The sequence below is a fragment of the uncultured Altibacter sp. genome (assembly GCF_963972995.1).
Classification (GTDB): domain Bacteria; phylum Bacteroidota; class Bacteroidia; order Flavobacteriales; family Flavobacteriaceae; genus Altibacter.
In genome coordinates this window covers 15,530-30,734 of record NZ_CAXAXI010000012.1, presented here as the reverse complement: position 1 = coordinate 30,734, position 15,205 = coordinate 15,530, and the positions used below count along the sequence as shown (strand labels likewise).

Below are 15,205 nucleotides of genomic sequence, written 5' to 3'. Positions count from 1 at the left end.
GACTTAACTTCGCTCTTCAAAGGGAAGAATAATTCCTTTTTCTACATATTGCTTGAGGCCATGGAGAAGGATCGCCCAACAGTAGGAGGCCGTTCTAAAGTGCGCATTTCGTTGCATCCAGTGAATATGTGAAAAACGTAACAACGTACCCGATGCGTTCGGCTCCAGTTCAAATCGAAAGCGAGTAGGGTCCCAATCGGTATCGGCCTTGGTCATTTTAATTTCAAAGATTTTATCGGGGACCATTTCAGAAACAACGCCGTACCAGTCAAATTCCGGAGTAAAGAAAAAATTATAGACCGCTCCGGCCTCCGGTCTTCCCGTGCAGCGAAGCGGCCACCATTGTTCCAGCTTCTCCGGAAGACACACGGCCTGAAACACGGCTTCTGTAGCGGCAGCAATATGCAGATCATGATAAATTCCGAAAGAGTTTTCTCTAGGCATATTCCGCTATTCACCAAGCATGTTAGACATGGCATTTAAACACGGACTCACATCAAAATACAGCCCCTCTATTCCGGCTTCGTTTTCGGCAACAGTAAGATAATCGTAGTGTTCAATAAGTTGTTGCATCCCGCCAAATTGAAATCCGAGAATATTGAGCAGATCGTACTCATGGCTGGTATAGATCACGTAAAAAGACTCTTCTTTACTTGTTCCGTTGCCCGAACTTAGAAGCGCATCAAAGACCGTATTCATTTTAATATAGGTTTTCTTGAAGTTCTCTTTTTCCCTCTTTTGGTCGAACGCAAAAAGTTTATAGTTCATGGCTCTTACATCGAAAGGATTCGTAGTGAGCAATGAATCTGATAAATTGACAACTTGATCTAATTCTGATTCTGATAAGGTTTCCTTCTTAAGAAGCGTCATAAGGTTGTCCAAACTTTTTGAGTGTGAATACGGTGCGTACTTGTCGTGAAAGCTGAAACCGTAATACAGATGCCTTTTTTCCTGAAGTGTCAAGGTAGAATCGGCATCTTGGAATCGGACCATAAGCGTATCGTAAAAAAGAGGCGACGCTTTGTCTTGTATGTTTTTCTCGATCTCTTTATAATTGGGACTTTCGAAATCCCAACTTTGTGAATAGGCGGTTGCGCTAAGTACTAAAAAAAGGAGCGTGGTGATTTTTTTCATGAAATTAAAAGTTACGAAGGGTCTTCAACCCTAAAAATAGGGATTTAATTATAACTGAGGTATTTCAATACCTAGAAAATCCTTTTTTAGGAGGAGGCGTTTACTTCAGAAAAAAACGGATTAAGACCAAGATCATTCCAATGACAAAGAGCGATGTGAAGATGATCTTATTATATGTTGCCAACCAATTGGGTAAGAAGATGTCGAAATTGGCCTGCGTTGAACCGGAATACTTACGAGCCCAAAGGGTCAAGGGGCAGAACATTTTAAATATAAGCAATACCAGTCCTTCAGCAAGTACTAGTACAATTCCTATCCATGTGTACATGGTAAGATTCCCTGAAATACCCGAATAAAGAATGTAACCGATCACCGTTACAAAGAATATCCAAATAATCGTGTGCAAAATCTTGATCCAAAAGAGCATCTTAAATTTTTTTTATAAAGGTGAATGCTATTGGTTGCATTTAGGTTCTATGATCAAAAAGATCGCTGTACTATCTCCGATATTCAATACCTCGTGCCATCCGATACGTTCATTCTCAAAATGGTATCCGGTGGGTACGTCTACTTCTCGGGTACCTGTTGTATCGGTAATCCTAAAGCGACTTCCTGCGAGCGTATACCCTACATGAGCAGCGTGATAGTGTTTTTCGTGTCCCACACCCGGGGCGAAAGTACATCGCAACACCCGTACTTGGTCATTCTCTTGAAGCAATTCGCATACGGCTTGGTCGTTCCAGCCTGCCTCTAAGGGGTCGGGCAGGCTGTTCTTTGTGGTACAGCTTAAGAGAATTGTAACTATTATAAAGAGCCAAAAGTTTCTTTCGGTGTGAGTTCTGTGGCGTGCTTTTCTAACGAATTTGATCATTTGGCTATTTCGTTTTCGATCAACTTGATCATTTCTTGAATGTATGCTCCCAGATCTTTATGAATGCCCGCGATATAACTATTATTCATTAAGGCCAATCTGAGACCATTTTTAAAGACCTCATTATGGTGTTGCCACTGTGCGTCTTTAATTAGTTTATCGTGATGTGACTTCGGAATATCTTCTGTTTTTAACCGAGCAGGAAATCCATACTCAGGTTTTTTTAAATCAAAGAAAGCAAGGGCTTCAACATTTTCTACGTGCGTATCGTACAAATAGGCTTCAAACTCTCTTCGCATGTGTTCTTCACCGGTAGCAATTTCTGCATATCGCTTATCCAGCTCCAACAATGCATTTTTAATGGAGTCGTTCGTGATCAAACTCAGGTTGCCGGAACTTAACAGCTCTTTAAATGTATTATTATTGGGCACGAAGGTGTTCCAAACAAAAACCTGTTCGTAACGATTGGTGTATTCTTCCACATCCTCAATAGTTGCAGGAGCGTCCCCATTTAAAAGTATGGAACAGACGTTAGCTTTGTTAAAACGATAGGTAGCGAAGGAGGAATTATTTTCTACTTCTCTACTTAGATCGGCATGTACGTTACGCAAGTAGTTAAGCTCTCTGTTCCTGTCTTTGCGTGCTTCATTCCAATTATTGATCTGCAAGGCTATCAAAATCCCAATCACCACAAGGATTATTTCACCTATGGCGTAGAGGAGGTATTTTGAAAACCTGTTCTCGTTAACAAGTCTTTGGCGTATACGGCGGAAGAATTTTATCATTATTTGAGATTATAGGTTTTTTGAATCAACAAAATGAGGTCCTCTGCACTTTTCTGCCTTTTTATGCTTACCGTCTCGCCCAAATTGAGCGCACCATTAAAATACTGAAGGCTGTTGAGCAATTGATTAATAATAATAGGGTCTTGGGTGAGCATATCGCTGGGTCCTGCATCTTGCATTTTCCGTTCCCGCAATATTTTTAAAAGTATTTCAGCATCAAATATTTTGCCCAATGTCTCCACATAATCTGCTGCCCAAAGCATTCCGGCCTCATTGTATCCGTCAAAATCTTTGAGGGAATTGTAATAGTTTGAAATACCGTTGGCTACATCCTTATTTTTTACCAGCCTCAAATGTCCAGAACTTTTCATCTGCTCAAAGGTTCGTTCCACAGGATGGATAATCATCCACTTTATGGTCAACATTCTTGTCCAATAGGAGAGTTCGCTTACCCGCTGGGTCCTATTATCGGCTTTTAAGCCCGGTACAATGGAATCTACCAAGGTGTATATTTCACTATTGCGTTTTTGAAATTTTTTATAGATATCCAAATCGTCCCGCAAATCCTCCAGTAAATTTTGCATGTAATCCTTCTCTATTCTATGCTCATTTTTTTCTTCGTTCCAATTGTTTATGGAAAGTGCAATCAATATCCCAATAACCACAAGGATAATCTCGCCAATAGCGTAGAGGAGGTATTTTGAAAACCTGTTCTCGTTAACAAGTCTTTGGCGTATATGGCGGAAAAATTTAATCACGATCTTTAATATTCTGTTTTAATTGCTTCAACTTTTGTTGCCTAATTTCAATCTTGCCCAAAACATTGAAGGTTCTGCCCAAGTCACCTATAATATAATTTTCCATTCGGGGGTAGTTCAATATGTCTTTGTAATCGTAATCGATATTCCTGTTGTCTTTAATTGAGGCAATTTTTTTATAGAACCCGGTCACATCTGATTGGTTAATCACTAAATCACCCGTGTTTTCGTTCATATAACCTTCGGGAAGGCTGTACATCATTGGTTCAAACTGGTTTTCGATAAAGCGTTCCAGGGAGCTGAAATTATTCCTCACCTGCATAAAGTCGGAATAATACTCAGCAAGATTTTTAAGCAAGATCTTATCTGAGATGACGTTAAATGTGCCGGCCGCCTTAGCAGACTCAAAGGTCGCATCGTAAATGGTTGGTTGTTCTGAATAAAAAATCGGTTCTACGTACCTACCGAATTTGTCAATTCCCATTGTTTTTTGTGGATTGCGTACATAAGTTAAGAGGGTATCTAAATATGCGATTCGTTTAACGCAAAAACGCTTGTAGTACACAAGCTTTTTTTCATCTTTTTCCAAATCAAGCAAAATTTCTTCATAAAACGTATTTTCTGTGACTTGTGCCTTGCGATGTTCGTTCCAAGTATTAATCTGCAGCGCTATCAAAATTCCAATCACCACCAGAATGATCTCCCCAATGGCGTAAGCCAGATAGCGGCCGAAGCGGCTTTCACCAAGGAGCTTATAGCGGATGTTGCGGAAGAATTTTATCATTTTTCACACAATTGTTGAAGTTGCTTATATGTTGGTTCCATCTCCTTTAAAATCTTATTGAAATGTTGTTTTTCACGGTCGCTCATTACTACAAAAAATACAAGGTCGTCCTGGTATTGTTTGTATATAGCGGAGTCGGGGTCCAATTCCCAATTGGTTTGTGGTAAGGTAGCCAAGACATCAGGGCCCAGGGCATTTTTTGCGTAATCTGCATATTGAAACCCGAAAGCTATATCATTTTCATAAGAGAATGCTTTTTCCAAGCTTTTGCTTCTATTTAGCTCCAATTGATATAGCAAGTTGTCCAGTTCGGCATAATAGCGGATAAGGTTCTGTTTTAGGGAATCACTCTTAATCAAATTTAAGTTGCCCGAGGATGTAATGTCCAGGATGGCGACCTTGCTGGGTGCAAAAGCATTGGTGCGCAATGCCTGTATATAAGTGTCTATAAGGTATTCCTTGCTTTTGTTTTTTTGTGGAAGTTCCAAAAGCAATGTTTTGGCAGTCTCAATTTTATAGTCAGATTCCTTATAAAGTCGTGCGACGTTCTGTCGGTCCAATTCAAAATCCTCGAGGAGCTTGCAATAAAAATCTTTTTCTGCTATTCTTTCTTTCCGGGCTTCGTTCCAATTATTTATCTGCAAGGCAATCAAGATCCCAATCACTACAAGGATTATTTCACCAATGGCGTATTTTATGTATTTTCCTGTTTTATTCTGTTCCATAAGGTTGTAGCGTATTTTTCTGAAAAATTTAATCATAGAGGTGATTCTAGGTAAACATCAATACAGCGTAGTATATAGCTGTAATAAATAGAAGTACAAGCCCCATGGCTAAAAACCGAATGGCTCGTTTTACATTCCGAAACTTCCACGCTGCAATTTTTGAAATGATAAAAATCTGTTCGCCCAATTGTTCGAATAATTCAGTCTCGTTGCTACTTACCTTATAAAAAGTCTTTGAAAATTCTTTAATGCTACCAAACTTGGAAATGACATCTCCAAAAAAGAACATGTTCTTGTCGTAATTGCCCTCGATCTTCGGAATAAAGCATCGGATACAATAATACACCGAAGTAGCCGTACAGAACACCCATAAACCTAGTAAGACGTAGAATACCGTGTCATTGGACACATTCTCCAAGATGGTTCCGGTACCTTGATAGATAAAGTTCAAGAGGATGCCATAAAACGACAGGATCAATCCGGCTTTTAATTCGGAAGCCTTTATCAGGCTCGTTACATAATTGATACTTCCCCAGTAGTGATCCACCAGATCGGCCAGGTGCTCGTTCTTTGGAGGAGGCTGAGTGGGCGTTGTAGGTATTTCGGGTTTTTCAAATTCTTCCATAATAATCGGTTTTTATATAAAGAATTGTGTACTTACTCCAGTACTTCATACACAGTGATAGGTTCGGCTTTGTTTTTTACCGAAATACTGCCAATCTTTTTACACTTAAAAGCTTCCTTCACAGTGTTGTAGCATTTTTCGCAAATTACAATCTGATTCTCTTTGGCAGCATCCTGAAGTCTGGCCGCTGTATTTACCGTATCGCCAATGACCGTATAATCCAAGCGTCTTAAACTGGCAGATCCAATATTTCCGGAGATCATATCCCCGCTTTTTATTCCAATGGAAACTTTGGGTTCAAAGTCCTGCAGTTCTTTAATTTTGGGAAGTTCCTTGATTTTATTTCGTACCCCTATGGCGGCATCGATGGCCCGGTCTAAATGATACTCACCTCGAAAGACAGCCATGATGGCATCGCCAATGAATTTATCTATAAATCCTTTTTGCTCCATGATCTCTTGTACCATGACATCAAAATAGGTGTTTATCATATTCACTACAGTATCTGCCGGAGCGGTTTCACTTATCTTGGTAAAACCGCATAAATCAATAAACATCACAGTGGCCTCAATGGTCTCGTTAGCCATGAGCGTGGTTTCGTATTCCCTGCTTCCCATAAAGTTGAGTACGTTCTCATCCACATACATTTTAAGGATATTATTTTCTTTGATGGCTTGTAAGGTGTCTTTAAGGTGCTGTGCATGTTTCAATGTTTTTTCCATGGTAAGCGTCAAATCCTCAAAATTGATGGGTTTTGTAATAAAATCAAATGCACCTCGGTTCATCGCTGTTCTAATATTCTCCATATCACCATAGGCCGAAACGATAACCGATTTAAGGAGGGGTCTTAGTTCGGTGAGTTTACTTAAAAGAGTGAGTCCGTCCATTTCGGGCATGTTAATGTCGCTTAGAACGATATCCACATCGGGTTCACCGTCAATTTTTTCTAACGCATCTATTCCGTTTATAGCGAATAAGAACTCATATTCCTTTTCGCGGATTTGCTTTCTGAATTTCTGTTTAATGAGCGTCTCCAGATCTGCTTCATCGTCTACTACTAGTATTTTGGCCATAGCTACGTATTTAATAATTTATCCTTCAATAATGTAAAGTCTACTGGCTTCGTAAGGAAATCGTCTGCACCCAATTTCTTTGCTGTGTTGAAATTTTCTTCATCACCGTAGGCGGTGATCATCATGACCACGGGTGGAGGCTTTACATAATTCTTCTTGATCTTTTCAAGCAATTCGAGTCCGCTCATCCCCGGCATATTGATATCGCTTAAAATCAACACGGCCTCTTGTTGCATGGTATCTAGGGTCTGCAGGGCTTCTTCTCCTGAAAAGGCAAACATAAATTCCACATCCCCTTTTTTTATTTCTTTGCGAAAACGCTGCAAGAAGAGATCTTTAACATCTTTTTCGTCGTCTACTACTAATATCTTCATATCTATTTTTTTGATAATATAATCTTGAATTCTGTACCATTCCCTTCTTCAGTTTCCACTTTCAACTCCCCTTGGTGGGCTTTGGTCACGATATCATAGCTCATACTCAAGCCCAATCCGGTTCCTTGTCCTGTCGGTTTTGTGGTAAAGAAAGGTTGGAATATTTTGTCCAGAACGTCCTTAGGAATTCCGAAGCCGTTGTCTCTTACTGAAATCTCTACCTTATCTTTCACCAATTTCGTGCAAACCGAAACTGTAGCTTCATAATCTGTTCCTTCTGAAGCATTTTTTCTTTCATTTACGGCGTAAAAGGCGTTGGTGATTAAATTAAGAATTACCCTGCCTATGTCTTGCGGGATTACCGGTACCATTCCAATACGTTCATCAAAATTGGTTTCTAATGTGGCATTGAAACTTTTATCCTTTGCCCGAAGTCCGTGATAGGCCAATCGCAGGTATTCGTCTGCCAACTTATTAATGTTTGTAGGTTCCTTTACGGCACTACTGCTGCGGCTATGCTGCAGCATTCCTTTTACAATACCATCGGCACGCTTGCCGTGATGGTTTATTTTTTCAAGGTTTTGGACGATATCGACCAACAGTTCGGTCACATCTTCCATATTCCCGTTCTTTAGTTCCTCTTTGAGTTCTTCGATCAATTCTTGACTTACTTCACTAAAATTATTGACAAAGTTCAGCGGATTCTGAATCTCGTGTGCGATGCCGGCGGTGAGCTCTCCTAAGGATGCCATTTTTTCGGAATGAATCAATTGTTTTTGAGTTGCCTGTAGATCGGATAGGGTAAGCTCTAATCGTTGTTTTTCAGCAAGTAACGCAGCCGACTGCTTTTCTTTCACTTGTAAGTCTGTAAAACGCTGATAGGCGAACGTGAACACATTTCGGAACCGATCTAAAATGTTCTTTTGATCCTTGCTCAGGATCCCGAAATTTGAGATTCCTATAGCGCCATTCCCAAATGCGTATAAAATATAGGAGACTTTTTCGGCTTTGAACAGTCTAGGATCGTCAGCCTCCCCGTTTTTGCGTCGCATATTTATTAGATCCTCAAGTTGTTGCCCCTCCAGGATGGTTTCAGAATATCCGTCGGTAGTATCAGCTATGACGCGTAATTGTTCTTCCAGTGTAGGATCGTCATCGTAGGACATGAGCGTTACGGTGCTGCCCATTTCGTGGGAATAATCATAGTCCAAAAAAGTATGGTCGTCCTCATTGTTCACATCAATAATCGCATTGCGAATATCACTGAATCCCAAAGCTTCCAACTGCTCGTACAAGGCTTTCGCTATGTGCAACAGGTCCGTCGATTCGTCCATGCTGAGCGCTACGGATCGCACTTTCTCCAAAGCGGCTTCTATCTTCGCTTCCCGTGCCTGCGCTTCGGCGTGGGCCAGATCGGTATATCTTTTATAGGCAAAGGTAAATACGTTGCGGAATCGTTTCAATATTTCCTTTTGTTCATCACTAAGAATTCCGAAGTTTGAAATCCCAATAGCACCGTTTCCAAAGGAATATAGATTATAGGTAAGATGATCTGTGTCCCGTAGTCGAGGATCGTCTTTTTCGCCGTTGCGTAACCGAGTTTCTATGAGTTCATCCAATTGTTTACCTTTCAATTCAATTTCAAAAAAGGCATCATTACTGGACTTTACTTTTTTGATTTGTTGTTCGATGACCGGATCCCCATAGAAGGAGAATTTAGTGATCGCACTCGACATATCATGCGAATAATCGTAATCTAAAAAAGTCTCTTCGGATTCATTATGAATGTCGATGATAGCGTTACGGATTTTGCTAAAGCCAAGCTCCAGCAGTTGTTCGTATAAAATTTTTGCGATGTCCAGCATATCATCGGACTTCTGAAGGCTTAACGCTACAGAGCGCACTTTTTCCAACGAGGCCTCAATTTTAGCTTCACGCGCCTGTTCTTCGGCTTTTTGTAAGTCGAGGAAACGGGTGTAGGTTTGCTCAAATACTTTGGCGAAACGTATAAATATCTCTTCATCCTCGTATGGTTTGGTTGTGATCACCAAGAGGTATCCGTGTTTGAAATAGGCCGCATGCCATTTTTGCCATGTTGGAAAGGTAATACCATCGTCCAGCATTTTTTGGAATATAGGTTGGACATCGGGAACAGAGAGCATGTACTTATAATGAGTCACTAACTCTTTTCCTTCCTTTGCCGTAGAAAAGATAGCCAATTGGTCCTTCCAGCCCTTATACATTTCTTTATGCACGGGGTCTACCGTATTGGGAATTATTAAATGAGGTAAAATGCCTCCTTTATTCACGAACCAAAATTCATCTTCGGAAGCATTTTCTTCACAGAATGCAAAACCGGTGCCCCAAAGGGCTCCTCCCAATCCCGTTAATTGCTCAAAAAGTACCTGGGCTACGTCCCCGATTTCATTACTTTGTTGCATGGCCATAGTTCGGCTGCGAACTCTTTCCAATGCCATTTCTATGTGCGTTTCACGTGCCTGTGCTTCGGCTTTTTGAAGATCCATAAACCGTATGTAGGCCTGTTCAAAAACATTGGAAAAGCGTTTTAAAATTTCAGTATCTCCTTCAGAGGGTGTTACTCCTGTGAGCGATGGAATAATGATAGCCGAATTTTCCGGCCAAGCCGCTGAAAGCGTATGTTTTTCGGCCAAAAGTGCGTGCTGTTTAAACGCTTCGGGAAAATGTTTATAATCGCTGTGTTCGAAGGCATATTGAAAAAAGGCATTCTTGTCTTCTACTGAAAATTCTTTAGAAAAGTAGGCGTCACCACCGAGCTTAGATTCCCATGCATCATCGAAGATAGGATTTTGAAAGTAGGGGACTAGATATTTACCCGAATACGAAAAATCCGGAGCGGCGATCCAGTGCATCACATCTTTATTGTCCGGGAAGTAAGTACAAAGGATCACGCCTCCGGCGTCAAAAATTACACCTAACTCTTTCAGTTTTTCGGCCACTATGGTAACTACCTCTTGTAACTCATCCGGTTTGGTCATCGCAAGGGAACGGGAGCGTACCTTTTCCAATGCAGCTTCAATTTGAGCTTCTCTTGTCTGTGCTTCGGCTTTTTGTAAGTCGAGGAATCGTACATAGGCCTGCTCGAAAGCATGTGTCATTTTTATGACAATTTTTTTAACGTCCTCATCCGGTGGAGTCACCATATCAAAGGCCAATAAACCGTTGGATAAGCGACCGCAGGGATTCCATTGATGCGTGAGATGCCCACCCAATACTGCTTTCTTGAAAACTTTGGCGATATCGCTATTAATAGTCTCCCATTCTTTAATAGCAGTTTTAAGTTTTTTCAAATCATATTCGAAAACGATGTATTTGTCGCCTTTTTTCCATTTTTCTAAAACATCAGTTCCTAATAAATGGTATTGATGTGCGTCGTACCTCAATATTTGGCTTTGCGGGTCTGAAAAATTTCCCGGCGATGAAAAATCCCACCATGTAAAGAAATCATTATCGTCTATCAATAGAATGGACGTACCCGTAAAGCCATCGAGTTCCAAATGTTGCATTTGCTTTAGAAGTTGCTGCGTCACTTTGTCAAAATCGGCAGTAGAATGCATAGCCATTGCTTCAGAGCGAACACGCTCCACAGCTACCTCAATCTGTGCTTCCCTTGCCTGTGCTTCTGCTCTTTGAAGGTCGAGGAAACGGGTATAGGTGCGTTCAAACTCTACGGTAAATCTTTTTATATGTCTTGTTCGTCCTTCGTAAGGGTTCGTCTAATGTTTATTCCGAAGCAGCCGTACTTCATATAGGCTTCAGCATAATATAAGCCTTCAGGAAAATTCTTTGCCTTCAAATTTTTTGCCCCGCTTAGGAGTTCGCTCCATATGCTGAAGAAATTTTGGACCTCTTCAGGTGGAATGGGTACGATGTGAACCGCTTCCCCGCTTTCCCAAGCCTCAAAGCAAGCGGCGGTATACGGTTCATTTCTGTCGAGATCATAGGTAAAAGACTGACTTTTAATTTCTGATGATGATTTAGTATTTTCCGTCCATGTGGCCCAGAATTTGTGTTTTTTATTTTCAATGTCCGGTAACCATACATAGGAGAATTCAGATTCAATGCCCAGCTGTAACAACTGTTGATGAAAAACTTTTGATGTAGTATCCAGTTCATTGGAATGCTGCATGAGCATACTTTGGGTACGGGTGCGTTCCAGAGCAGCTTCGATTTGAGCTTCTCGAGCCTGCTTTTCAGCTTTTTGAAGGTCAAGGAAACGGGTGTATGTTTGCTCAAAAACTTTTCCGAAGCGTTTAAAAATATCATGTGCCTCCGGCACAACTTCATAAGTAATGAACAATAAAAATCCTTTATTGAAGCGCACCAAATGATTGAATTGGGTGGTGGGCAAATCAATATTGGCTTTCTCAAACTGCTCGAATGTTCCTTTTAGTTCGGGAAGAGATTTCATATAGTTGTAGTGTTCCACCAGCTCTTTGCTTTCCTGCCCATACACAAAAAAGTCATCTCCATTAACTATGGCTTTATGCCATGGGCGTAAGCTTTTATGTTTGGTAAGGGGTAACACAAACGGTTCCTGAAGCTCACCTTCACTGCTCATAATACAAGTACTCGATTTTTTATCTTCGAAAAGTATGTTGTAACCACAGCTCCAGGCGGGGACGCCCAGCGATTGTACTTCAGTGAATAACACATTGGCGGCTACGGGGAGCTCGTCACTATGCTGCATGGCCATAGTGCGGGATCTCACTTTTTCCAAAGCGAGTTCTATTTGTATTTCACGTGCCTGCTTTTCGGCTTTTTTAAGGTCAAGGAAACGACGGTGGGCAAGATCGAAGGCGCCGGCAAATTTGATCAAAATTTCGATATCTTCAGTAGGCGGTTTTTTTACAACGCCGGGTAAACTGTAGCCTATTTCCCCATGAGTGGTCCTTGCCATGATAAAGGTAAGCCCGCCTATATGCCGTATGTCATCTTCTGTTGGAGCCTGCGGATCTATGTTTTTAAAATCCCCAAGGGACACCATCTTACCCACATAATCTAGGGCGTCTTCTACCCCCATAGCATACACAACCGTAGGTTTCTTGCTTTTTTCCCATTTGGCCAATTGCGGTATGTCACCGTGTATATGCCTGGGTAATTCCATCACAAAACCTATTTTGCTCCCATCTCCGGAGGTCATCGCTTTTTCGTACGTGTCTGGCCGCCACATCATATGCCAGAAATAGTGAGCATCGTGCCCTAATTTTATGAACTCGTTGCGCATGGTCACCACAATGTCCAAGAGGTCTGTGGATTCCTTCATTGCCACTGCCTGGGCTCTTATACGCTGCAGGGCACCTTCTACTTCCAATTCGCGATTCTTTTGCTCCAATTCGAAGGTGCGACGTTTTATCGCTTCACGTAGTTCTTGGTTTTCTACGTGTATCTTATCAAAACCAATGGTTTCTCCTGCGTCGGTTTTTGAATCGGGGGTGGAATAGTGTTGGTATACGAAACGCCATCCTTCGTTGTTTTTTCGAAGCACATTAGTGAAGCGGAACCGCCCATAATAGTTCCAATCGGTGCCATTTTGGAACCAAGCGTCAAAAAAATGATTGATGAAGACTAGATCGTCGAACGCATCCATGATTTTGGTCTCGTTCCTTAAGTCGCATTTTCCTGCTAATTGTTCGGCTGTTTCAGCAAAGAATTGTGTGGTGGCGGCTCGGTTTAAAAATTCTTCGTTATTGGTAGAGCCAATAAAATGAAAGTCGTCATCAAGATAGGCGTCATAGGTAGCAACATCTCCGTTGAGATACGCATGTAACCAAGTGTCGTACACTTTAAAGACTTCTGTTTGTATCTTTTTGTCAACTTTCATGATCCTTTAGGTAACGGCAATTGAATAGTAAACTGAGTTCCTTCTCCTTCTTGGGTTTCCACCTTCAGCGCTCCGCCATGGGCTTTCACAATGTCATAACTTAAACTAAGTCCCAGCCCCGTGCCTTGACCCGTAGGCTTGGTGGTAAAGAACGGTTGAAAAATCTTTTCTACGACTTGTTGTGGCATTCCGTGGCCGTTGTCCTTTACTGAAATGTCAATCGTTTTCCTCTTCTTTTCAGTAGCGATCCAAACCGTAGGTTGAAATCCATTTTCTTCGGACTTATTCTTTTCTGTAACGGCATAGAATGCATTCGTGATAAGATTTAAGATCACTCTTCCTATATCCTGAGGTACGATAGGTATGTTGCCTATGGACGTGTCATATTGTGTCTCCATACTTGCATTGAAGGATTTGTCCTTAGCGCGCAGTCCGTGATATGCCAGGCGCAAGTACTCATCTACGAGAACATTGATGTCTGTAGGTTCTTTTGCACCACTACTGCTGCGGCTGTGTTGCAACATTCCCTTTACAATGCCATCGGCACGTTTGCCATGATGATTTATTTTTTCAAGGTTTTGAATAACATCGTTGGCAATGGCGTGTACCTCTTCGGGATCGCCGTTTTTTAATTCTTCCATCATCTCTTCCAGCAACTCCTTACTGATTTCAGAAAAATTATTGACAAAATTCAAGGGATTCTGAATTTCATGAGCGATACCGGCCGTTAGTTCTCCCAGCGAAGCCATTTTTTCCGACTGGATAAGCTGGGCCTGTGTCGCTTTCAACTCTTTCAATGATTTGCTTAAGGCTTCGTTGGCTACTTCGATTGTTTTTCTTTTCTGTTCCAACTCATCAATCGTCTCTTCCAATAAGATTGCCGTAGTACGTTTGACCTTTTCGGTACGTTCTAACTTAAATTCTGAGATCATGAGATCGTTTTCTGCGTTCTTTACCGTTTTAAGAAGCGATGCTTTATCTTCTTCTGAAAAGGCATCTGACTGATGAATGAATTCTTTTAATTTTTCCAGGTGTTGATTCATTTAATCTTTTTCTTTTAATGCTACTACACAACAGGCGTTGTTATGAAATTCATTAGTACCTATTTTTGATTTTCCGTATTCACCATAGGTGAAGAAACCAACCATTGGCGCATCCCACAATTTTTGCACAAGTTCTATCTCTTCTTTCATTAAAGCTCCAAAAGATAAATGCCGGCTTACACATGAAAACATGATCAAGGCATCGGCCTGCTGTTGGGCATTGTCCTTAATACTCGCACATTCTGACACGACCGTTTCGATGGAATCAAAATCCGGGGGCAGCGAAAATTTTATCTTAGATCCTTGGGGCACACTTCCGGTACATATAAGGGAACGGTCTACACGGTTGGCAAACCTGGTGGCCCGAATTACCGTATCTCCATTGTCTCTTTCCAATTGCAATGGATAATACCATGAATTTTGAAATGGAACGACATCAGTTTGGTCATTCAGCTTTACGTCCACGCCAAGATATTTCATTAACATGTCCAACGCGGGTTTATCGTCTATGGTATATACAATATTACCTTCGCTCTTGGTTACCGTTTTTGTCGTGCCGATCGCCTTCCAGCCACAGGTAGCAATACCTCGTACGTCTACTTTATCCTGGTCGATGATGAGGGAGATCAGGGCATTGTCTTTACTTTTTCCGTTGGTAAAGACAACTGGCTTTTCGGTTAATAAATCATCTCCGGCCATCCCTCCAAATACGGTCAACTCATTTTCATGTGTCACGGTGCTCCGTTTTCCGAAGCCCTCCATGATACCTTCAATAATTGCTTCGCCATCAATAAATACACCGCCGGTCGCGATTATTAAGGCCGGATTTGAAAAGGATTCTTTACCAATAGTACCGAGTCTCTTAGCGGTATCAAAAGCCGCCTCAGCGCTTGTCTCAAGAAAGGTCACATTAAAATAGCGCTTATTCAGGTCCAACAACATCATGGTAACGCTGCCTTGTTCAATCTCTCCATCGATAAATTCACCCGCAGTAGTGGCACCAAAAACAGCAATATTGCGCTTGTCTAAGACGTCGCTCACAGCGCTCCAATCTTGTTCAATGGAAAGGAAGACAATAGCCAACGTGGGTTTGAAACCATCGGAAGTCGCCTGATCGATTTCTTTGATAATGGCTGCTGTTGAGTTTGCTTTTATAGTTTTTGAAATCAT

Annotated in this window: 15 protein-coding genes; all 15 read right to left on the bottom strand. The window is 41.4% G+C overall.

Annotation, left to right across the window (positions count from 1 at the left end):
* Window positions 1–3 precede the first annotated feature (3 nt).
* The 15 genes from AACZ11_RS06895 to AACZ11_RS06825 all read right to left on the bottom strand — a co-directional run bounded on the left by AACZ11_RS06895 (window position 4) and on the right by AACZ11_RS06825 (window position 15,205).
* On the bottom strand, window positions 4–444 hold the full coding sequence (locus tag AACZ11_RS06895) for an SRPBCC domain-containing protein (protein WP_290628040.1): 441 nt from the start codon (window positions 442–444) through the stop codon (window positions 4–6).
* Between the two features lie 6 nt (window positions 445–450).
* The gene (locus AACZ11_RS06890) at window positions 451–1,134 is read right to left on the bottom strand and encodes a DUF4919 domain-containing protein (protein ID WP_290628038.1); all 684 of its coding nucleotides are present in this window, start codon (window positions 1,132–1,134) and stop codon (window positions 451–453) included.
* 100 nt (window positions 1,135–1,234) lie between these two features.
* Window positions 1,235–1,561, bottom strand: a complete 327-nt coding sequence (locus AACZ11_RS06885; protein ID WP_290628036.1) for a hypothetical protein — start codon at window positions 1,559–1,561, stop codon at window positions 1,235–1,237.
* A 27-nt stretch (window positions 1,562–1,588) separates the two neighbouring features.
* Window positions 1,589–2,005: a cupin domain-containing protein gene (locus tag AACZ11_RS06880; RefSeq protein WP_290628034.1), complete on the bottom strand. Its 417-nt coding sequence runs from the start codon at window positions 2,003–2,005 to the stop codon at window positions 1,589–1,591.
* Window positions 2,002–2,790 (bottom strand): DUF6090 family protein, encoded by a 789-nt coding sequence (locus AACZ11_RS06875; protein ID WP_290628032.1) that lies wholly within the window; start codon window positions 2,788–2,790, stop codon window positions 2,002–2,004. Before AACZ11_RS06875 ends, AACZ11_RS06880 begins: the two co-directional genes overlap by 4 nt.
* Window positions 2,790–3,548, bottom strand: a complete 759-nt coding sequence (locus tag AACZ11_RS06870) for a DUF6090 family protein (RefSeq protein ID WP_290628030.1) — start codon at window positions 3,546–3,548, stop codon at window positions 2,790–2,792. Before AACZ11_RS06870 ends, AACZ11_RS06875 begins: the two co-directional genes overlap by 1 nt.
* A complete protein-coding gene (locus AACZ11_RS06865) occupies window positions 3,541–4,332 on the bottom strand; it encodes a DUF6090 family protein (protein WP_290628028.1) in 792 nt (263 codons plus the stop codon). Before AACZ11_RS06865 ends, AACZ11_RS06870 begins: the two co-directional genes overlap by 8 nt.
* Window positions 4,329–5,057, bottom strand: coding sequence for a DUF6090 family protein (locus tag AACZ11_RS06860; RefSeq protein ID WP_290628027.1), 729 nt, complete (start codon window positions 5,055–5,057; stop codon window positions 4,329–4,331). Before AACZ11_RS06860 ends, AACZ11_RS06865 begins: the two co-directional genes overlap by 4 nt.
* A gap of 46 nt (window positions 5,058–5,103) precedes the next feature.
* Window positions 5,104–5,682, bottom strand: coding sequence for a Pycsar system effector family protein (locus AACZ11_RS06855; protein ID WP_290628025.1), 579 nt, complete (start codon window positions 5,680–5,682; stop codon window positions 5,104–5,106).
* Window positions 5,683–5,714: 32 nt separating this feature from the next.
* Window positions 5,715–6,755 carry an adenylate/guanylate cyclase domain-containing response regulator gene (locus AACZ11_RS06850; RefSeq protein WP_290628023.1) on the bottom strand — a complete coding sequence of 347 codons (1,041 nt, stop codon included), beginning with the start codon at window positions 6,753–6,755 and terminating at the stop codon, window positions 5,715–5,717.
* A 2-nt stretch (window positions 6,756–6,757) separates the two neighbouring features.
* A complete protein-coding gene (locus AACZ11_RS06845) occupies window positions 6,758–7,129 on the bottom strand; it encodes a response regulator (protein WP_290628021.1) in 372 nt (123 codons plus the stop codon).
* A gap of 2 nt (window positions 7,130–7,131) precedes the next feature.
* A complete protein-coding gene (locus AACZ11_RS06840; protein WP_339831916.1) occupies window positions 7,132–10,725 on the bottom strand; it encodes an ATP-binding protein in 3,594 nt (1,197 codons plus the stop codon).
* 125 nt (window positions 10,726–10,850) lie between these two features.
* The gene (locus AACZ11_RS06835) at window positions 10,851–12,992 is read right to left on the bottom strand and encodes a nuclear transport factor 2 family protein (RefSeq protein WP_290626561.1); all 2,142 of its coding nucleotides are present in this window, start codon (window positions 12,990–12,992) and stop codon (window positions 10,851–10,853) included.
* The gene (locus tag AACZ11_RS06830) at window positions 12,989–14,035 is read right to left on the bottom strand and encodes an ATP-binding protein (RefSeq protein ID WP_290626563.1); all 1,047 of its coding nucleotides are present in this window, start codon (window positions 14,033–14,035) and stop codon (window positions 12,989–12,991) included. Before AACZ11_RS06830 ends, AACZ11_RS06835 begins: the two co-directional genes overlap by 4 nt.
* Window positions 14,036–15,205 (bottom strand): FIST N-terminal domain-containing protein, encoded by a 1,170-nt coding sequence (locus AACZ11_RS06825; RefSeq protein WP_290626565.1) that lies wholly within the window; start codon window positions 15,203–15,205, stop codon window positions 14,036–14,038. It lies immediately after the preceding gene.